This window comes from Flavobacterium sp. Leaf82 (assembly GCF_001422725.1).
GTDB lineage: Bacteria > Bacteroidota > Bacteroidia > Flavobacteriales > Flavobacteriaceae > Flavobacterium.
In genome coordinates this window covers 756,902-778,040 of record NZ_LMMA01000001.1, presented here as the reverse complement: position 1 = coordinate 778,040, position 21,139 = coordinate 756,902, and the positions used below count along the sequence as shown (strand labels likewise).

Annotated in this window: 12 protein-coding genes; 1 reads left to right on the top strand and 11 read right to left on the bottom strand. The window is 34.8% G+C overall.

Annotation, left to right across the window (positions count from 1 at the left end):
- Positions 1 to 17: 17 nt before the first annotated feature.
- The 4 genes from ruvA to ASF10_RS24665 all read right to left on the bottom strand — a co-directional run bounded on the left by ruvA (position 18) and on the right by ASF10_RS24665 (position 4,597).
- Positions 18 to 599: a Holliday junction branch migration protein RuvA gene (ruvA, locus tag ASF10_RS03260; RefSeq protein ID WP_055095154.1), complete on the bottom strand. Its 582-nt coding sequence runs from the start codon at positions 597 to 599 to the stop codon at positions 18 to 20.
- Between the two features lie 77 nt (positions 600 to 676).
- Complete coding sequence (locus ASF10_RS03255) at positions 677 to 2,968, bottom strand: NADP-dependent malic enzyme (protein ID WP_056245330.1); 2,292 nt, start codon at positions 2,966 to 2,968, stop codon at positions 677 to 679.
- A 159-nt stretch (positions 2,969 to 3,127) separates the two neighbouring features.
- Entirely contained in the window at positions 3,128 to 3,553 is a 426-nt protein-coding gene (locus ASF10_RS03250; RefSeq protein WP_056245328.1) for a CBS domain-containing protein, read from the bottom strand.
- 801 nt (positions 3,554 to 4,354) lie between these two features.
- Positions 4,355 to 4,597, bottom strand: coding sequence for a helix-turn-helix domain-containing protein (locus ASF10_RS24665; protein WP_056245326.1), 243 nt, complete (start codon positions 4,595 to 4,597; stop codon positions 4,355 to 4,357).
- Positions 4,598 to 4,686: 89 nt separating this feature from the next.
- Here ASF10_RS24665 and ASF10_RS03240 point away from each other — a divergent pair, with 89 nt between their 5' ends.
- Entirely contained in the window at positions 4,687 to 5,007 is a 321-nt protein-coding gene (locus ASF10_RS03240; protein ID WP_056245323.1) for a hypothetical protein, read from the top strand.
- A gap of 130 nt (positions 5,008 to 5,137) precedes the next feature.
- On the opposite strand, the gene ASF10_RS03235 is transcribed toward ASF10_RS03240, so the two are convergent.
- From ASF10_RS03235 to ASF10_RS03205, 7 genes are all read right to left on the bottom strand, one after another.
- Positions 5,138 to 7,138 (bottom strand): OmpA family protein, encoded by a 2,001-nt coding sequence (locus tag ASF10_RS03235; protein WP_056245320.1) that lies wholly within the window; start codon positions 7,136 to 7,138, stop codon positions 5,138 to 5,140.
- Between the two features lie 12 nt (positions 7,139 to 7,150).
- Positions 7,151 to 8,056 (bottom strand): type IX secretion system membrane protein PorP/SprF, encoded by a 906-nt coding sequence (locus tag ASF10_RS03230; protein WP_056245602.1) that lies wholly within the window; start codon positions 8,054 to 8,056, stop codon positions 7,151 to 7,153.
- Between the two features lie 50 nt (positions 8,057 to 8,106).
- Positions 8,107 to 15,420, bottom strand: coding sequence for a gliding motility-associated C-terminal domain-containing protein (locus ASF10_RS03225; protein WP_082472372.1), 7,314 nt, complete (start codon positions 15,418 to 15,420; stop codon positions 8,107 to 8,109).
- Between the two features lie 500 nt (positions 15,421 to 15,920).
- Positions 15,921 to 16,847, bottom strand: coding sequence for a tRNA epoxyqueuosine(34) reductase QueG (gene queG / locus ASF10_RS03220; RefSeq protein ID WP_056245315.1), 927 nt, complete (start codon positions 16,845 to 16,847; stop codon positions 15,921 to 15,923).
- Entirely contained in the window at positions 16,844 to 18,190 is a 1,347-nt protein-coding gene (locus ASF10_RS03215; protein ID WP_056245313.1) for a cytochrome P450, read from the bottom strand. Before ASF10_RS03215 ends, queG begins: the two co-directional genes overlap by 4 nt.
- 11 nt (positions 18,191 to 18,201) lie before the next feature.
- Positions 18,202 to 19,224, bottom strand: coding sequence for a Holliday junction branch migration DNA helicase RuvB (gene ruvB / locus ASF10_RS03210; RefSeq protein ID WP_055096839.1), 1,023 nt, complete (start codon positions 19,222 to 19,224; stop codon positions 18,202 to 18,204).
- A 110-nt stretch (positions 19,225 to 19,334) separates the two neighbouring features.
- Positions 19,335 to 21,137: a cbb3-type cytochrome c oxidase subunit I gene (locus ASF10_RS03205; protein WP_056245311.1), complete on the bottom strand. Its 1,803-nt coding sequence runs from the start codon at positions 21,135 to 21,137 to the stop codon at positions 19,335 to 19,337.
- Positions 21,138 to 21,139: the final 2 nt, after the last annotated feature.

Here is a 21,139-nt window from a genome sequence, read left to right as displayed (position 1 = left end):
GTTATAAAAAATTGAGTTTATAGGCTTTTTAACGCTTTCTTAATGATTGTTTCGACTGTAGCTTCCGGATCTTCTTTTACGATTTTCTCTACTACTTTTTCTGAAGTTTTTCTGATGAAACCTAAAACTTCCAAAGCAGATAACGCTTCATCTCGGTTTGTATTGTTTTGCACAACAGAAACTTCGTCCAAATCGTACAACTTTAACACTTTTTCTTTCAAATCAAGGATAACTCGCTGTGCGGTTTTGTTTCCAATCCCTTTAATTGATTGAATAACGCCTACATCTCCGGATGCAATTGCGTTGATAATTTGCCTTGGCTCTATTGATGATAACATTGTTCTGGCAATGTTTGCTCCAATTCCGGAAACAGACAATAACATTCTGAATATTTCACGCTCTGATTTTTCGACAAAACCAAATAAAGTATGCGCATCTTCTTTTATTTGAAGATGCGTATACAGTTTTATATTTTCAGCATTGGGGATTAACGAAAAGGTGTGTAAAGAGATATTTACCTGATAACCAACTCCTCCACAGTCAATAATGACGTCTGTAGGATTTTTCTCTACTAATTTACCCTGCAAATGTGCTATCATAGTTAATTTATTAAGGGTCAAATATAACAAAAATGCAATAAAAATACGACAATATTATTCGATCCTTATTATTTGTACTATTTAGCTAGTTTATTTTTTTTATTTTCTTTCTCCTGAGCATCAATGACTGCGATGGCTGCCATATTTACCATTTCTTCTACACTTGCACCTAATTGAAAAATGTGAACCGGTTTACCCATTCCCATCATAATTGGTCCAATAGAGTTTACTTTATATAACTCTTTTAGCAATTTATAAGTAATATTGGCTGACTCTAAGTTAGGGAAAATCAATGTGTTTACTTTTTTACCTGCTAATTTAGAAAAAGGAAATTTCTCTGCAAGCATTTCCTGATTTAAAGCAAAATCTGCCTGAATTTCTCCATCAACGATCAATTCCGGATGATTTTTATGCAAATATGCTACTGCTTCTCTAACTTTTGCCGCTCCAGGACTTGTAGATGAACCAAAGTTAGAAAATGAAACCATTGCAATAACTGGCTCAACACCAAACATTTTTGCTGTTTTTGCAGTCATAATTGCAATATTAACTAAATCTTCGGCTGATGGATTAATATTAATCGCAGTGTCAGACAAGAACATTGGTCCTCTTGAAGTCATCATCATGTTTGCTGTTGCAACCAGTGAAGCTCCTTGCGCTTTATCAATTAATTGTAACATTGGTTTTACAACCGTAGGATAACTTCTTGTATGACCTGTTACTAATGCATCTGCTTCGCCTTCGTTTACCATCATGGCAGCAAAATAGTTTCTTTCGCGCATGAACTTTTGAGCGTCAAGTAACGAAACACCTCTGCGTTCTCTTGTTTCCCAATATGAAGTTGCAAATTTATTACGTCTTGCTTCTTCATCATTTGTTTTAGGATCTATGATTTCAAGTTCAGCATCAAAACCTAACTCGGCTTTTAATTCTAAAATCACTTCTTTGTTTCCTAATAATATCGGAAGCCCAATTCCGTCCTCATGAACAATTTGTGCTGCTTTTAATACATTTAATTGATCTGCTTCTGCAAAAACAATTCGCTTAGGATCCATTTTAGCACGATTTGTAATCAAACGCACCATTTTATTATCGTTACCCATACGTTCACGAAGCGCATCTTCATAAGCAGCCCAGTCTGTAATAGGATTTTTTGCTACTCCTGATTCCATTGCTGCTCTTGCAACTGCAGGTGCTACAACGGTAATCAAACGTGGATCAAATGGTTTAGGAATAATATATTCCTGACCAAAGCCCAGTTTCATTGCTCCGTAAGCTACGTTAACTTGTTCCGGAACCGGTTCTTTTGCTAAAATAGCCAATGCTTTTACAGCGGCCATTTTCATTGCTTCGTTAATTTTTGTAGCTCGCACGTCTAATGCTCCTCTAAAAATATACGGAAAACCAAGAACGTTATTTACCTGATTAGGAAAGTCTGAACGTCCTGTAGCCATAATAACATCTTTACGAGTTTCTGTAGCTAAATTATAATCGATTTCCGGATTTGGATTTGCCATTGCAAATACAATCGGATTTTCTTTCATTGTCAATAACATTTCTGCAGACAAAATACCTCCTGAAGACAGACCAATAAAAACGTCTGCACCTTTTACAGCTTCGGCTAAATCAATTTTAGCACCATCTAAAGCATATTTTAATTGCAGTTCTGATAATGCAGGATTATCTTTTGTTAAAAGTCCTTTACTATTAAACATTAAAATATTCTCTACTTTAACACCTAATAAAACATATAAATCTGTACAAGCTATCGCTGCAGAACCTGCACCGGAAACTACTACTTTTACATCTTCTGCTTTTTTTCCTGCTAATTCTAAAGCATTAATTAATGCCGCCGAAGAAATAATTGCTGTACCATGCTGATCATCGTGCATTACAGGAATATCTAATTCTTCTACCAGTCTTCTTTCTATCTCGAAAGATTCCGGTGCTTTAATATCCTCAAGATTAATTCCTCCAAAAGTTGGAGCAATATTTTTTACGGTTTGAATAAATTCTTCAATATCCTTCGTTCCAATTTCAATGTCAAAAACATCAATATCAGAGAATATTTTAAACAATAAACCTTTACCTTCCATTACTGGTTTAGAAGCTTCCGGACCAATGTCCCCAAGTCCTAAAACAGCTGTACCGTTTGAGATTACGGCAACTAAATTTCCTTTTGCTGTATATTTGTAAACGTCCTCAACGTTTGCTGCAATTTCTAAACATGGCTCTGCAACACCTGGCGAATAAGCCAAAGACAAGTCTCTTTGGGTTGCGTATTTTTTTGTTGGAACTACCTGAATTTTTCCTGGAGTTGGTTCTGAATGGTACAGTAACGCTTCTCTTCTTTTACTCTCTTTGTTCATTTATTTTAGCTTTTATTCTAGCTTACAAAGATATAAGTCTTGGTTTAAATTGGCGTATTTTTATAGTTTTCTTTTCCTAAAATAACAATTTTCGAAAACCAAAAAAAATAGTCCGTTGTTATTTGGACTATTTTTTTAAGCTTATTTTTTAAATTTCTTTTACTGAGAAATATAAGAGTTTAAGTGATTTATTGTGTCTTTCTGAATTTCTATAATTGCTTTTACAACATCGCTTATAGAAATTATTCCTACTACGATTCCGTCCTCCAGAACTGGTAAATGTCTGATTCTTTTGGTACTCATAAGTTCCATACAATCTTCGATATTGTTAGAAAGTTTTACCGAAAAAATATTGCTTTCCATAATTTCATGAACAAATGTCTCTTTTGAAGATTTGTCTTTTAAAACAATTTTTCGGGCATAATCCCTTTCAGACAATATTCCTTTTAAATCGGTGTTATCGATAACCAGAATAGCACCTATGTTTTTCTCCCCCATCACTTTCAAGGCTTCATAAACCGTTGTTGTTGAAAGAACAGAATAAACATTTTTTCCTTTTGTGTTTAGTATTTGATTTACAGTCATATCTGAAAAATTTTAGATCTATAAAGTTAGAAAAAAATGAACACACACAACAACGAAATCGATTTTTTAAAACTTAACTAATTCATTTTAAACATAATAAGCTAAATTCAGTTTTAAAAGAATTTTACACTAAAAAAATGAACGAATTTTAATACTTTTTTGAGAAAAATGCAGGGTTTTTGATTTTCACGAATGAAATTTCAGCATTTTTGATATCACAAACCAAATTAAAATTTCAATATGTTTTTATAAACTGGACTAAAGTCCAGCTCTACAAAATTAATCGAGCCGATGGCTCTTTATGGTTTTTATAAATAAAACATGCATTTTATATAAGTTCCAGAGGAACAAATTATATTGTAGAGCTGGACTTTAGTCCAGTCTAAAAAATTAATCGAGCCGATGGCTCTTTATAGTTTTTATAAATAAAACATAAATCAGCTCTATATAAGTTCCAGAGGAACAAATTATATTGTAGAGCTGGACTTTAGTCCAGTTGAAAATATATAAAATGAAGGAAATATTACCATTCCACCCCGATGGGGCTTAATTACGCAAATTATTTATTTTCTATAAATATATCATCCCGCTGGGATTTTTTGTCTTTTATGAAGAACGAGAAAAGACAAGATTGTGTGAGTTATTTGTATTTGTATAATCCCTACGGGATATTTTTATTGCGGTAATTTGGGGTTCTACCGATATTAAACTCCTAACGGAGTATTTCGTAGAAATTAAATATTGGTAGATAAAAAAATTGACCGTAAGCATTTGTCCCGTAGGGACTATACAGTTCTCTGATTATAGATTTTCAGAAAAGATTTGACTTATTAAGATGCTAGATTTTATTTTCAATGAATCAGCTATTGAAAAGAGCAAACTAATTGTAATATTCTGTTCCCCTTTTTCAATTCGTTGGATAGTCCTTATATCAACATTACATAATCTTGATAGTTGTTCCTGTGTAATTTTTTCTTTTTTTCTGAGTTGTTTTATCAATAGACCTAATCGGACAATTTCTAACTCGTATTTATTATTTTCCACAAATCAAATCTATTAAACTGTGTAAAAAAATCATACGACATATATGTCGTGTCGTAAAATAGTAGTACATTTACTTAAAAAAAGCACACATGGAACAAAATGAAACTGAAAAATTAGAGAATCTTAGAAAATTAATTTCTCTGTATTTTAACCGTTCGAAGTCAAATGATAATAAATCAGACGTTTATACGACTCAAGTTAATATCAGTTATTATGAGATTGGTTGCGTAATTACCAATATGATAAAAATGTGTATTTTGACACTCGATAATGAAGGAGACAAAAGGTCAAGTACCAACAAAAATCCCATAAATGTTTCTCTTGTTTTAGAAATGGTTCTTGAAATGTTTCCTTTAAATGAATTTGAATTGTTGTCCGAAATTAATCAGATGTTTGTTACTGAAAATTAATCAAAATACCATTATTGACGTAAACTGGACTAAAGTCCAGCCCTACAATATAAATCGAGCTTAAAGCTCTTTATAACGTTCCGGAGGAACTAAATATATTGTAGGGCCGGACTTTAGTCCGGTTGAAAAATCACAAATTAGTAATGATAAATTCGCTGCGTCTATTTTGTTGATGTTGTTGTTCTGTACATTTTACACCATCGGCGCATTTGTTTACCAATTGGGTTTCTCCAAATCCTTTTGCTGATAATCGGTTGCCATCAACTCCTTTGCTAATTAGCCAATTCTTGGTCGATTGTGCTCTTTTTTCTGAAAGAATCATATTATTTGCCGCTGATTGTCTACTGTCTGTATGTGAACGAATATCGAGTTTTAAGGATGGATATTGTTTTAATACATCGACAATTTTTTGCAACTGAGGTTCTGATGATTTTCTGATTGTAGCTTTTCCTAAATCAAAAAAGTTCATAGGGATATTAAGCGTTTTTGCCAAATCTGTTCCTACTGCAATAGGTTTCATTTTAACAGCTTTAAGCGCTACTGTTTTTATCATTATGGTTTTAGCCACTAACGGAATCGCTTTCTTTTCTAGCGAAATTAGTAACGTAGTTTTTCCGCTTGCTTTTTTTATTGCAACAGGAATTTCTCTTATCTCGTAATCGTTTTTTGAAGTCTTTATGGTATATTTTTTACCGCATTTTACATTCGGAAAAATATAATTTCCGTTTTGATCCGAAACAACTTGCAATGAATTTAGTCTGGTTTCATCAAACAAAATCAAAGTTACGTTTGCCAGAACTTCATTTGTTTCTGCATCTGTAATTGTACCTGATAAGTCTTGTTCGCAAATAAGTCTTCGGGTTTCTGTAAATCGATAAACATCATCAAATCCATGTCCGTTTTCTCTATTTGAAGAAAAGAAACCGTTTCTGTTTTTACTGTTTATTATAAAAGCAAAATCATCTTGTTTGCTGTTTATTGGTTCTCCAAGGTTTTGAATTTCATCATAAGAACCGTCTTTATTTATTTTTGAAACAAAAACATCAAGTCCGCCTAAACCCGGTCTGCCATCGCTGGCAAAATAAAGTTCATTATCGCCAGATACAAAAGGAAACGTTTCTCTGCCTTCGGTATTAATTGAGGTTCCTAAATTTTCTGGTTTTCCAAAGGTTCCGTCATCGTTTATCTTCACTTTAAACAAATCAGATTGTCCTAATGTTCCCGGCATGTCTGATGCAAAATACAACGTTTTGTCATCCAGACTTAATGCAGGATGTGCCACACTGTATTGATTACTATTAAACGGAAGTTCTTCGATATTTAACCATTCGCCATTAACTAAGGTTGCTTTATAGAGTTTTAATAAGGTAATTTTCTTTTCGCTTCTGCCTCTTTTTCCGTCTAAAAAATTGTTTCGGGTAAAGTACATAGTTCTTCCGTCTTTTGTAAAAACTGGTGTTGACTCGTTGAACTTTGTATTTACTTTTTTGTGAAAGCGCTGCGGAATTCCAACACTTCCATCCGACATTAATTGTGCGCTGTATAAATTTGTAAAAGATGTGTTGGTCCATTTAAAATTTTTCTTAACAACTGCGCCTGTATCTCTAGCCGAAGCAAAAATTAATGTATTGTCTAAAATGGCGCTTCCGTAATCAGAATAACCAGAATTAACTCCGGCATCTGCAATTTCATATCTTCCGGAATTAGATTTTATTTCTTCTAAATAATTTTTGTTGTTTTCGAATAAAACACCTCTTTTATCTGTACCTAATTTGCGATTGAATGTTTCTAAAATAAGATCTGATTTAGCATAATTTCCTGAAGCTTTCAAACATTGCGAATATCTGTATAAATACTCCGGTTCCTGCTGTTCGTTCATGGCAAATAATTCGTCGTACCATTTTAAGGCATTAAGCAATTCGCCATTAAAATAATAGGAATTACCAAGACGCTGAAACATTTTTTCGTCTTTATATCCTTTCTTTGCTATACTTTCATACGCTTTTATGGCATCGACATAAGCAAATTTTTCATACTTTTCATTTGCATCATCCAAACTTTGTGTTTGTGCAATTGTATTGAAACAAAACAGTAAAAATAAAACGATATATTTTAAATCTTTTATTGCCATGGATTGAATTTGTTAGAAGAATCTTGGTGATGTAATTCTGTTGTAATTATTAAAAAACTCAAAACGAAGGAAAATTTCATGTGATCCTGAATTATACTTTCTTAAATTGGTTGTTTCATGATCATAACCATATCCTATATATAAACCGTCTGATACCTGAAAACCAGCCATCGCACTTACTGATGCGCTCCATCTGTAAGCAAGACCCAATACAAATTTATCATTAAACATAAAGTTTCCGGAAACATCAACCTGAAGAGGAGCTCCTTGTACCATTTTTGTTAATAATGCCGGTTTAAATTTAATGTAATAATCAAGATCAAAAACATAACCTGCCATGAAATAATAGTTTATTTTTTCTTTGAAAATTGCTGTATCATTATCATCGTATCTATTGGTTTCGATAAAATTAGGAACTGATAATCCTAAATATGCTTTATCTGAATGCCAATAAACACCTGCTCCAATATTGGGTGTGATTTTATTATTTAAGTCCTGAAACTGCGGATCTCCCTGATCTTCAAAACTTAATTTGTTTACATCTAAATTAAAAAGATTTGCTGTAGCTTTTATTCCAAAAGACAGTTTGTAGGTTTCTGATGTTGGAATTGTATACGATAAATCTGCAGACAAAGTGTTTTCGTTAGTTGGACCAATTTTATCGTTTACTAAAGAAACTCCTAATCCTAAATTACTATTGCTTAAAGGTGTATTTACAGAAAATGTACTGGTCTCTGGTGCGCCATCCAGTCCTACCCATTGTGTACGGTATAAACCAAAAACACTTAATACACCGCGAGAACCTGCATATGCGGGATTGATTGTAATGGTATTATACATGTATTGGGTAAACTGAGAATCTTGCTGTGCTGAACACACAACGGAAAAAAACATGAAAACTAAAATTATCTTTTTCATTTGAAAAGCTTTAAATAACGGCTTGGCTGCAACCAAATCGCTTGTATTTTTTATTTGTTTATATATAAATAACCTGACATTTCATGTAAGTTTGAACCGCTGTCTTTATATTTCAATATGTAGAAATAAGTTCCCACCGGTAATCCGTCTGTTTGTTTTACGGTTGTACGCCCTTCAGAAAAGCCTGTAAAAACACGGTCTTCATTGTTGTACTTATCAATATCGTAAACCAAAACTCCCCAACGATTGTATATTTCTACCGTATTATCAGGATAACATTCTAATCCTTGTATATAAAATCTGCTGTTTTTTTGATCTCCGTTTGGAGAAAATGCATTGAACACTTTTATAACACACCCGTTTAAAGGCATTACTGTTGGTTTGTCTCCGTTGTTGTTTTCATTGTCTGAAATATCTTCAACAACAACTCCTCTATTACTAGTACCTTTTACACTTGCCTGATTACTAACACTTCCTTTGTTGATATCGTTTTGTGTGATTTTATAAGTTGCAATAAAATTATTCTCATCTGATTCATTTACTGCTAAATCAATTGCTTGTCCTGAAACAATAACGCCCGGCAAAGGATCTGAAACCATAATGCCTCTTAATGGGACATTACCTGTATTTGTTACTTTAAATTTATAGGTAATAGTTTCGCCCGCATTTGCAAATCCGCTGCTATTTTCATCATTAAAAACTGCTGTTTTGATGATTCCAATTGCTGGAACTTCTACAAAAACATCAAGCGTTGCTGTAGCGCAATTAGTTGGATTTGATTTTTCGCAAACTTGGTATACTAATGAATAATTTCCTCCGGGAGTATTTGGTTTTACATTTACGGTTCCGTCAGCATTAAATTCGAAATAATTGTTTTTTGGTGTATTCGCAATTACAACATCCATAGAATTAATTGGTAAACCTTTTAATAAATCATTATCCAGAACATTTATAAATTCAAGAGAACCATTTATTCCGTCAACATTTATTAGTCCATCATTTGTAAGAACAATTTGTGTTAACGGTGTCGCTGGCGGATTAGCACCTACATTATTTACTACCGAAATTTTTATAACTGCCTGACTACAATTAGATGGATTTAAAACTTCACAAATTTGGTACGTTAACTCATAGTTTCCTATTGGAGTTCCCGGTTTTACCTCGATTGTTCCATCTGCTTTTAAAATTAAATTAGGATTTGAAACAACAGTAGTTAAAATAACACTTGTTGGATTAAGTGCTAATCCGTTTAAAGTATCATTGTTAAAAATATTTGTAGTTGAAGTTTGCCCTTTATTACTATCTACAGTTCCTGCATTGTCATTGTTTGCTTGCAAAACTGCTCCGGTTACCGGAACATAACTTTTTACAGTCGAACAATTTGTTTGATCTACATATTCGCAAATGCTATATTCAACTTCATAAATTCCTATTGGAGTTCCTGCGTTGACTGTTATTGTTCCATTTGAATTTAAAATTAATCCAGTTGGTATATTAACCGGTTTTAAAATTACTCCTCCAGGATTATTGGTAATAATTGCCGGGCTTCCGTTTAAAGTATCGTTATTAATTAATGATAAAGTAGTTCCTCCGATACTTCCATTTATTGGAAGCGTATTTTCAGTAACTGCATTAATTGTTCCCTTAACAATAACTGTAACCGTTCCTGTTGTACAATTAGGTGTTGTTGCTCCTACCTCACACAACTCATATATTATTGTATAAGTTCCTGATGGTGTATTCGGGGCCAAAGTCAATTCTCCGTTGGCATCAATACTAAGCGGTCCGTTTGTAATTGGCGTTACACTCGTATTTGCTGCCGTAACCGGTAATCCGTTTAGTGTGTCGTTTGTTGTAACGTTTCCTATTGTGGTTGTTGTTGCTGATGAAGTTTGCATTGGATATGTATTGTCTGCATTGGCAATAATTGTGTTTTCAACTACAACCGTCGCTGTATTCGATGCGCAGTTTGCCGGGTTTGCACCTTCTTCACAAATAGTGTAGGTAATCGTGTAAGTTCCCGATTTTGTATTTGGGTCCAAAATTAATTCCCCATTGGCATCAATACTAAGTGGTCCGTTTGTAATTGGCGTTACATTGGTGTTTGCCGCCGTAACCGCTAATCCGTTTAATGTGTCGTTTGCTGTAACGTTTCCTATTGTAGTTGTTGTAGCTGATGCAGTTTGTGTTGGATATGTATTGTCAACATTGGCAATAATTGTATTTTCAACTACAACCGTCGCCGTGTTTGATGCGCAGTTGATTGGGTTTGCACCTTCTTCGCAGATCGTATAGGTAATCGTGTAAGTCCCTGATTTTGTATTAGGGTCCAAAGTTAATTCCCCATTGGCATCAATACTTAATGGTCCGTTTGTGATTGGTGTTACACTCGTATTGGCTGCTGTAACCGGTAATCCGTTTAGTGTGTCGTTTGTTGTTACGTTTCCTATTGTGGTGGTTGTGGCTGATGCAGTTTGTGTTGGATATGTATTGTCAACATTGGCAATAATTGTGTTTTCAACTATAACCGTAGCCGTGTTTGATGCACAGTTTGCTGGGTTTGCACCTTCTTCGCAGATCGTATAGGTAATCGTGTAAGTCCCTGATTTTGTATTCGGGTCCAAAGTTAATTCCCCATTGGCATCAATACTAAGTGGTCCGTTTGTGATTGGTGTTACATTGGTATTTAGAGATGTAACCGCTAATCCGTTTAGCGTGTCGTTTGAGGTTACGTTTCCAACTGTCGTTGTTGTGGCTGATGCCGTTTGTGCTGGATATGTATTGTCAACATTGGCAATAATTGTGTTTTCAACGACAACCGTCGCTGTATTCGATGCACAGTTTGCTGGGTTTGCACCTTCTTCGCAGATCGTATAGGTAATCGTGTAAGTTCCTGATTTTGTATTCGGGTCCAAAGTTAATTCCCCATTGGCATCAATACTAAGTGGTCCGTTTGTGATTGGTGTTACGTTCGTATTGGCTGCCGTAACCGGTAATCCGTTTAAGGTGTCGTTTGTTGTAACATTCCCAATTGTGGTTGTTGTTGCTGATGAAGTTTGTGTTGGATATGTATTGTCAACATTGGCAACAAGGGTATTTTCAACTACAACCGTCGCTGTATTTGATGCACAGTTTGCTGGGTTTGCACCTTCTTCACAAATCGTATAGGTAATTGTGTAAGTTCCTGATTTTGTATTTGGGTCCAAAGTTAATTCCCCATTGGCATCAATACTAAGTGGTCCGTTTGTGATTGGTGTTACGTTCGTATTAGCTGCCGTAACCGCTAATCCGTTTAAGGTGTCGTTTGTTGTAACATTCCCAATTGTGGTTGTGGTTGTTGATGAAGTTTGTGTTGGATATGTATTGTCAACATTGGCAACAAGTGTATTTTCAACTACAACCGTCGCTGTATTTGATGCACAGTTGATTGGGTTTGCACCTTCTTCACAAATCGTATAAGTAATCGTGTAAGTCCCTGATTTTGTATTTGGGTCCAAAGTCAATTCCCCATTGGCATCAATACTTAACGGTCCATTTGTGATTGGTGTTACGTTCGTGTTTGCTGCCGTAACCGGTAATCCGTTTAGTGTGTCGTTTGTTGTAACGTTTCCTATTGTAGCTGTTGTAGCTGATGAAGTTTGTACTGGATATGTATTGTCAACATTAGCAATAAGTGTGTTTTCAACTACAACCGTTGCCGTGTTTGATGCGCAGTTTACTGGGTTTGCACCTTCTTCACAAATAGTATAGGTTATCGTGTAAGTTCCCGATTTTGTATTTGGGTCCAAAGTTAATTCCCCGTTTGCATCAATACTAAGTGGTCCGTTTGTGATTGGTGTTACGTTCGTATTGGCTGCCGTAACCGGTAATCCGTTTAGTGTGTCGTTTGCTGTAACGTTTCCTATTGTGGTCGTTGTTGCTGATGCAGTTTGTGTTGGATATGTATTGTCAACATTAGCAATAATTGTATTTTCAACTACAACCGTAGCCGTGTTTGATGTGCAGTTGATTGGGTTTGCACCTTCTTCACAAATCGTATAAGTAATCGTGTAAGTCCCTGATTTTGTATTTGGGTCCAAAGTTAATTCCCCGTTGGCATCAATACTAAGTGGTCCGTTTGTAATTGGTGTTACGTTCGTGTTTGCTGCCGTAACTGGTAATCCGTTTAGCGTGTCGTTTGTTGTAACGTTTCCTATTGTATTCGTTGTAGCTGATGCAGTTTGTGTTGGATACGTATTGTCAACATTGGCACAAATTTTAGAATCAACAGTAGCACTTGTGCTTAAAGATTCACAATTATTTGCTTTGGCAATTATTGTATAATTTCCTGCTGGAGCTGTAATGGTATTTCCTGCCTGACTAACTCCTGTTGAAGGACTTATCACATAAGTATAACTTGCATTATAATTAGTTATAGTAAAACTACCTGTTGCTGTCGAACATGTTTGTTGAGTAACAGAGCTCAATAAAGGTTGAGCAGGAGTTGCATTTACAATTACCGAAACCGAAGTTCTCGCGCTTTCACAACTACTGGCAGAAGTTTGGCTTACATAATAAGTTCCTGTTGCTAATAATTCTGTACCTGTATAAAGTGTTCCGCCTGTGCTGGCATTATACCATTTTAAATTTGTACCGGTAGCAACTAGATCACTTACCTTTTTAGTATCGGCTGAACAAAAAGTCTGTGGCGTTGCTGTGGGCGCAACTGGTGTTGTGTTTACCGTTACTGCGACTGAAGTTCTTGCACTCTCGCAACCACTGGCAGAAGTCTGACTAACATAATAAGTTCCTGTTGCTAATAATTCTGTACCTGTATAAAGTGTTCCGCCTGTGTTGGCATTATACCATTTTTTATTAGATCCTGTTGCAACTAAATCATTAACTGTTTTGGCCTCAGCCGAACAAAAAGTCTGTGCCGAAGCTGTGGGTGCAACTGGTGTTGTGTTTACCGTTACTGCTACTGAAGTTCTTGCACTCTCGCAACCACTGGCAGAAGTTTGGCTAACATAATAAGTTCCTGTTGCCAATAATTCTGTACCTGTATAAAGTGTTCCTGCTGTACTGGCATTATACCACTTTTTATTAGATCCTGTTTCAACTAAATCATTAACTGTTTTGGCTTCAGCCGAACAAAAAGTCTGTGCCGATGCTGTTGGTGCTGCAGGAGTTGTATTTACAGTTACCACGACTGGTTTTATATCTGAACATCCTGAAGTTGTAGTTGCTTTGATATAATATGTTCCTGCTATAGCCGCTGTTGGTGTTGCATATGATGTTGTAGCAGTTGAGTTTGTCCAATATGTAAATGTTAGATCTGATGAACTTCCTGCAGTAATTGCCGGAGCTGTAATATCAACTTTTGATGGCGAACAAACTGATGCCGGATTAGTAATAACAAGTGTTGGTAACGGATTAGGAGTAGTAGAAACACTAGCCGAGTTATTTGCTAAATTACTATCTGTAGTTGTAGATGGTAATGCCGCTGTGTTATTGTAATTTCCTGTAGCGTTTACTTTTGCAATAATTTTTAATGTTTCTGTAATTCCTCCATTTACATCTCCAATACTCCAAACCCCGGTTCCGGAATTATAACTTCCTACTGATGGTGTTGCGCTTACAAAATTATATCCAGAAGGAAGTAAATCATTTATAGAAACTCCCGTAGCATTATTTACTCCCAAATTACTTAATTTAACAGTAAATTCTACATTCGATCCTACACATGGAGTTGCATTGTCAACTGTTTTTGTCACGCCCAAATCTGTACACAAAGTAACACTTACTGGTTTAGATTGGGTCTGAACTCCACATGCTAAAGTAGAAGCAACTGAATATGAACCTGTTTTAGTAGCTACATATGAATTTGAATTTGCTCCCGTTATAGCAGTACCATTAAAATACCATTGATAGGGCGCAAAATCAGATGGTGTTGTTAATGTAGCCGTGTTATTAGTACATCCGCCTCCTGAAACATAAGTCATTGTTGGATCTTCCGGCTGAGCCGCAAAATTTGAGAAAAATCCCGCCATGGAGAATCCGCCTCCTTGTTGTACAATTGAAACTGTTAATTTAGCTAAACTTGAAATCGAAAGTACATTTGGACTTCCTATTTGTGTATCTTCAAAATTGATTATATACCAACCTGTTGATCCTAATTGATGACGAGGAGAAATACCAGATACTGTTTCAATATTAACTCCATTAACATTTACAACAGAAGCTGCATCTTTTAAAAGTATATATCCAAAATAAGGTAAAGAACCCGTGCCGTAATTTCTAAATTTAGCAGTTTCTATAAAATTTGATCCACCACATTCTGATACAGGTGCAATCGTCGAAATATCTACCTCACATGATTGTGCAGTACCAGAATAGACTGCAACATTTTTATCTGCAGAAACTCGGGATGCTGAAAAATTAGTATTTGAATTACCATTAAGAAAAGTAAAAAATTTACCCGCCGTTGCTAAAACTGTCGTTGTTGTTTTTGTTAATACTCCAGTAGCTGAATAACTATCAACCGTAACTGTTGTATTATCTTTTGTAGCAACAACTGTAGTTTGTTCTGCTGTATCATTTCCTTTTCCTCTTTCGATAAAATATTCTGATCCTAAAACTGATTCAGGCGGAATTTGATTGTATGCCCCGTCTCCACAACCTCCAGGTGTATCAATAGCAGCAGAAGTATTCATAACAGTTGGGTTAGATGATTGTACTAAAGTACCAATCGTCGCCTTAAACAAATAACTTTGTCCAGCGTCCAGAGTTGCTTTTACCACACCATCTATTGTTACTGAAGTACCATTTGTAATTGCCATGATACTATAAATAGGACGTTGATCGCCATAATTATTAAAATTTCCTAACGAACCATCTCTGTAATATCCTACTCTAAAACGTATACCGATTCCTGCATCACCAAAACTTGTTAATGCCGCATTTCCTTTAATATCCTTATCTGTACCATCCCCACCTAATGCATCCGAAGCAACATTTCTTAAATTAATTGATATTGGTGCATCTCCTGTAACAATTAATCCCGACGCATTCAAAACTGTATTTAATGCAAAAGCAGGAGCTGCACTTGGCTTACCTTCAAATCTATATACGGCAGGAGCGCCTTTTGTTGCCGTTAAAGTTGTTACCAAGGTACCATCACTTTTAGCTACCGTAATACTAACAGTTGCTGTAGAATTTGTTGCAATTACAATTTCATTGGCTTTACTAAAATATTGCCATGGTGCTGGCGCAATATAATGTTTTGTGTAAAACTGTGCCGATGCGTTATAAGTAATAAGTAATAAAAATAAAGTCAAAAAATTCAATCTAAATAATTTAGATCGGCTAAAAGTAAAGTTACGCATAGACAACTGTGAATTTAAAAATAGAAATACCAAAAACTGAATAGCCAATATTAGCGTTCAACTGGATGTATGGGAGATACGATAAAATAGAAAGAGTGGATTTTAAAAGCCTGAAAAAAACATTTTCAAAATCTTCACAAGAATAAAGTAATGTGTGAACCATAGATCGTTATAGGTGCAAGACACAAATTGTCTCTCTGTTAAATTAGTAGTTTTTGGAGCGGCGAAATTATACAAACACCTCTGTACTAGCTACTTTACTCGTCAAACTACACATATAAACGTTGAATTACACTTTTTAACGGTAAAAATTAACGTTGAAGAACAAAAAATATAACTATTTGATAACAAAACAGCAGAATTTTCTTAATTTTTTACAGAATTATTATTATTTAAAGATTTCGAAGATAAAAACGTAAAAATCTTACAAATAGTGTAAATAAGAAGTAACAACATTAATGAAAAATAAAGATTTATATGTAAGATTTTTAGGATAAAAATTATTGTAAAAACTTTAAATTTCTTTTTAAACCGTCAAATTTGGTTCTTTTGATAGGGGAATTTTTAAAAATAACTCGAAAAGTTTCTTCTGTAATTTCAATCCAGTCTTTTTTAGAAAAAGAAAGTAATTCAGGATTTGGATTAAATAATGGTTCTGAATGAGGTTTCGAAAACCTATTCCATGGACAAACATCCTGGCAAGTATCACAACCAAACATCCATTCATCAAATTTTCCTTTCATTTCATAAGGAATATTTTCTTTGAGCTCGATTGTGTAATAAGAGATGCATTTACTTCCGTCAACGACATGAGGAGCAACAATTGCTTGTGTAGGACAAGCATCTATGCAAGCGGTACAAGAACCGCAATGATCTGTTGTAGCATGATCATATTCTAATTCTAAATCCAGTATAAGTTCAGCAATAAAGTAAAAAGAACCTACTTTTTGAGTCAACAAATTACCACTTTTACCAATCCATCCTAAGCCGCTTTTAGCAGCCCAGGCACGATCTAAAACTGGTGCCGAGTCAACAAAAGCACGACCTGAAACATCTCCTATATTTTCCTGAATAGAATGTAGAAATTCTTTCAGTTTTTCCTTTATTACAAAATGATAATCCTGACCATACGCATATTTCGAGATTTTAAAACTTTCCTCAGTTTGAGTTTCTTCCGGATAATAATTTAATAACAGTGATACCACACTTTTGGCATCATCAACTAACAAAGTAGGATCTAAACGTTTGTCAAAATAATTTTCCATATAAGCCATTTGACCATGATGGTTATTATTTAGCCATTTTTCAAGGCGTGGTGCTTCTTCTTCCAAAAAACCCGCTTTAGAAATTCCGCAAGAAAGAAACCCAAGGCGTTTTGCTTCAGATTTTATAAATTTCGAATATGTCTCTTTAGCATTAATTGTCATCTTTTAGAGAATAAAACTTCAACTCCAACCGGCTTTAGTGTAATTAAAGGATTAAATTCAATAGGTTTATTATTGGATTTAATCACGTATTTTTTTACAATTTGAGAAACAGTTAAACACATTTCATAAATAGCAAATCCAGATCCGATGCACATTCTTGGACCTGCTCCAAACGGATAAAAATATTGCATAGATTGTTTTTTCTGCTCGCCAAGAAATCGTTCCGGAATAAACTCATCCGGATTTTCCCAATATTTAGGATTTCGGTGCAACTCGTAGAAAGAAACTCCGATAAGAGTTTCCTTTTTTATATGAAAACCAGCAAGAGTATCATCAGTAACATTTTGTCTATCCGTAATCCAGGCTGGTGGGTACAAACGCATAGATTCGTTTAAAACTGCATTTGTATATACCATTTTTTGAAGCTGTTCTACTATATCATCAGTCGTTGATTCAATTTCAGTGATTTCATCAAAAACTTTTTGCTGTATATCAGGGTTCTCTGCCAGAAGATAAAGTGTAAAAGTCAAAGCATTTGCAGTAGTTTCATGTCCCGCAATAAACAGAACTTTAATTTCGTCTACTAACTGACTTACAGACATACCTTCTCCGGTATCTTCATAGCGAGTTTCTAAAAGCATATTCAACAAATCGTTTATCTCGTCTTTTGAGTGAACTCTCTGTTCAATGATTTCCCTAATTATCGAATTATTTTCTTCTGCTAATTCAAGGTGCTTTTTAACTTGCCCGCTTAACGAAAACCAGAGCGCTTTATGAGGTAGCCTAATTTCTTTAATTAAAAAATTCTGAACTTCCTCAATAATATACTTTATACGATTTAACTTTTCTTCTGAAATTGAAAGTTGAAACAATGACTTCGCCACTACATTAAAAGCCAACTGGCTCATTACAGGAAAAAGGTCAATTGATTTTTCTTCAACTAAGTTTTCTAACTCTGAAACAATAGTCTGATCCATGTTTTCAACCAATTGATTCATCTTTTGCTTATGAAACGCAGGTTGAATAAGTCTTCTTTGTTTCAGCCAAAAATCTCCATCAACAGTCAAAAGTCCTTTACCTAAATATTTTGAAAGGTATACGGATTGAAATTTAGATTTATGATAATTCTTCTGATTTTTCTGTAAGATATACTGAGCAACCTCATTGTCTCTTGATAAAATTATATGTTTAGAGAAACCAATTTTAAGAGAAAATGAATCTCCAAATTTATCGAAATATCTTTTATGAAAAGGAATCGGATTTTTACGTACTCCTTCTCCATCCAGAAAGAATCTTAATATTGAAAGTCTATTGGGATAATTATATTTTCTATTTTCAGACATTTTGATAGAATTTAAAATAATCCACCCTGAATGTTCGTGTTGATTTTCCCCAGGTGCTTATATGCTTTATCCGTTACCTCGCGTCCGCGTGGTGTACGCATAATAAAACCTTCCTGAATTAAAAACGGCTCATAAACTTCTTCAATAGTCTCACTGCTTTCAGAAACAGCAGTTGCTAAAGTTGAAAGTCCAACAGGTCCTCCTTTAAACTTATTGATGATCGTTAACAGTATCTTATTGTCCATTTCATCAAGTCCATGCGCATCGACGTTAAGTGCTTTTAATGCATAACGAGCAATTTCGAGATCAATCGTTCCGTTTCCTTTTATCTGTGCAAAATCACGAACTCTACGCAACAATGCATTTGCAATACGAGGTGTTCCACGACTTCTTCCTGCAATTTCGATAGCAGCATCTAATGAAATCGGCATTTTAAGAATGGAAGAACTTCTTTCAACGATTGTTGTCAAAAGTTCTGTAGTGTAATATTGTAATCGGGATGAAATTCCAAATCGTGCACGCATTGGCGCAGTCAGTAATCCTGAACGGGTTGTCGCACCAATTAGTGTAAAAGGGTTTAAATTAATTTGTACCGTTCTGGCATTTGGCCCAGACTCGATCATAATATCAATTTTAAAATCCTCCATCGCAGAATATAAATACTCTTCGACAATTGGACTTAAACGATGAATTTCATCAATGAATAAAACATCTCTTTCGTCAAGATTTGTAAGCAATCCTGCTAAGTCCCCAGGTTTGTCTAAAACCGGGCCTGATGTGATTTTAATGCCAACTTCTAGTTCATTTGCCAGAATATTAGCCAAAGTAGTTTTACCTAATCCGGGAGGACCATGAAAAAGAGTATGATCAAGTGCTTCACCACGTTGATTGGCTGCTGCAACAAAAACTTTTAAATTCTCTAAAACTTGATCTTGTCCGGCAAAATCATCAAACGATAGCGGACGTAATCTTTTTTCAAGATCTAATTCTTCTGGATTGTACCCATTTGTAGTGGGATCTAGGTTCTCATTCATTTTACAAAGATAGACAAAGTAATCAGTTTGTAAAATACTAAAATAGCGGAATAAAACTTTAACTAAAACAAAAAAGACTGTCGGTTAGGACAGTCTTTTTAAAGTATTTTTTAGTGGTGTAAAACTTCTTCACCTTCTTTCATTGGTACATTTTGCGGCACAAAATCTACATCATGATTTGGGTTACTGTAGTCATATGGCCAACGGTATACATGAGGAATTTCTCCTGGCCAGTTACCGTGAATATGTTCTACTGGAGTTGTCCACTCTAATGTTGTAGATTTCCATGGATTTTGAACTGCTTTCTTACCGTAGAAAATACTACTAAAGAAGTTGTACAAGAATACCAATTGAAATGCACCTCCTATAAGAGCAAATGTTGTAATTAAAACATTCACATTTTGTAAATCATCAAATAATGGGAAGTTTGTATTTGTATAGTAACGTCTTGGTAAACCAGCTAATCCAATAAAGTGCATTGGGAAGAAAACTCCATAAGCACAAACTGCTGTTACCCAAAAGTGAATATAACCTAAGTTTTTGTTTAACATTCTTCCGTACATTTTTGGGAACCAGTGGTAGATACCAGCAAACATTCCGTAAAGTGCAGAGATACCCATTACTAAGTGAAAGTGAGCAATTACAAAGTAAGTATCGTGAACGTTAATATCTAAAGTACTATCTCCTAAAATAATTCCAGTTAAACCTCCAGTGATGAAAGTAGAAACCATTCCGATAGAGAATAACATTGCAGGGTTAAATTGTAAGTTACCTTTCCATAAAGTTGTAATCCAGTTGAACGCTTTTACAGCAGACGGAATTGCAATCAATAAAGTAGTAAAGGTAAATACAGATCCTAAGAAAGGATTCATACCTGAAATAAACATGTGGTGACCCCAAACAATTGTAGATAAAAATGCAATTGCAAGAACTGACATAATCATCGCTCTGTATCCAAAAATTGGTTTACGAGAGTTTGTTGCCATAATCTCAGAAACAAGACCCATCGCTGGTAAGATTACGATATAAACCTCAGGGTGTCCTAAGAACCAGAATAAGTGTTCGAATAATACTGGAGAACCTCCTTGGTAATGTAAAACCTCTCCTGCGATATAGATATCAGATAAGAAGAATGAAGTACCAAAACTTCTATCAAAAATCAATAATAAAGCTGCAGATAATAAAACCGGGAATGAAATAACACCAATGATAGCTGTTACGAAAAATGTCCAGATTGTAAGTGGAAGTCTAGTCATAGACATTCCTTTAGTTCTTAAGTTGATAACAGTTACAATGTAGTTTAATGATCCCATTAACGAAGATGCAATAAATATTGCCATTGAAACTAACCATAAAGTCATACCTGTTCCAGATCCTGGAATTGCTTGTGGTAAAGCACTTAACGGCGGATAAATTGTCCAACCTGCAGAAGCTGGTCCAGCTTCAACAAATAGAGAAGACAACATAATCACAGCAGACAAGAAAAACAACCAGTATGAAATCATGTTCATGAATCCAGAAGCCATATCTCTTGCTCCAATTTGAAGTGGAATAAGTAAGTTACTAAAAGTACCACTTAAACCAGCCGTCAGTACAAAGAATACCATAATGGTACCGTGAATTGTTACTAAAGCCAAATAAATATCATTTGCCATTACACCATCAGGTGCAAATTTATCTCCTAATAAAACATTAAATATTTTAAAAGACTCTTCTGGCCATGCTAATTGCATTCTAAAAAGCAAGGACATTGCAATACCAATTATACCCATAATAATACCGGTAATTAAGTATTGCTTAGCAATCATTTTGTGATCAATACTAAATATATATTTAGTAATGAACGTTTCTTTATGATGATGTTCGTGCTCGTGATCGTGTCCGTGATCGTGACCGTGCGCTTCTGCTGACATAT

Bases quoted from the DNA above. Each gene is read 5' to 3' on its own strand.
- ASF10_RS03225 (WP_082472372.1), bottom strand. From the start codon at position 15,420: ATGCGTAACTTTACTTTTAGCCGATCTAAATTATTTAGATTGAATTTT.
- ASF10_RS03215 (WP_056245313.1), bottom strand. From the start codon at position 18,190: ATGTCTGAAAATAGAAAATATAATTATCCCAATAGACTTTCAATATTA.
- ASF10_RS03230 (WP_056245602.1), bottom strand. From the start codon at position 8,056: ATGAAAAAGATAATTTTAGTTTTCATGTTTTTTTCCGTTGTGTGTTCA.
- ASF10_RS03235 (WP_056245320.1), bottom strand. From the start codon at position 7,138: ATGGCAATAAAAGATTTAAAATATATCGTTTTATTTTTACTGTTTTGT.
- queG (WP_056245315.1), bottom strand. From the start codon at position 16,847: ATGACAATTAATGCTAAAGAGACATATTCGAAATTTATAAAATCTGAA.
- ASF10_RS03205 (WP_056245311.1), bottom strand. From the start codon at position 21,137: ATGTCAGCAGAAGCGCACGGTCACGATCACGGACACGATCACGAGCAC.
- ASF10_RS03240 (WP_056245323.1), top strand. From the start codon at position 4,687: ATGGAACAAAATGAAACTGAAAAATTAGAGAATCTTAGAAAATTAATT.
- ruvA (WP_055095154.1), bottom strand. From the start codon at position 599: ATGATAGCACATTTGCAGGGTAAATTAGTAGAGAAAAATCCTACAGAC.
- ASF10_RS03255 (WP_056245330.1), bottom strand. From the start codon at position 2,968: ATGAACAAAGAGAGTAAAAGAAGAGAAGCGTTACTGTACCATTCAGAA.
- ASF10_RS03250 (WP_056245328.1), bottom strand. From the start codon at position 3,553: ATGACTGTAAATCAAATACTAAACACAAAAGGAAAAAATGTTTATTCT.
- ruvB (WP_055096839.1), bottom strand. From the start codon at position 19,224: ATGAATGAGAACCTAGATCCCACTACAAATGGGTACAATCCAGAAGAA.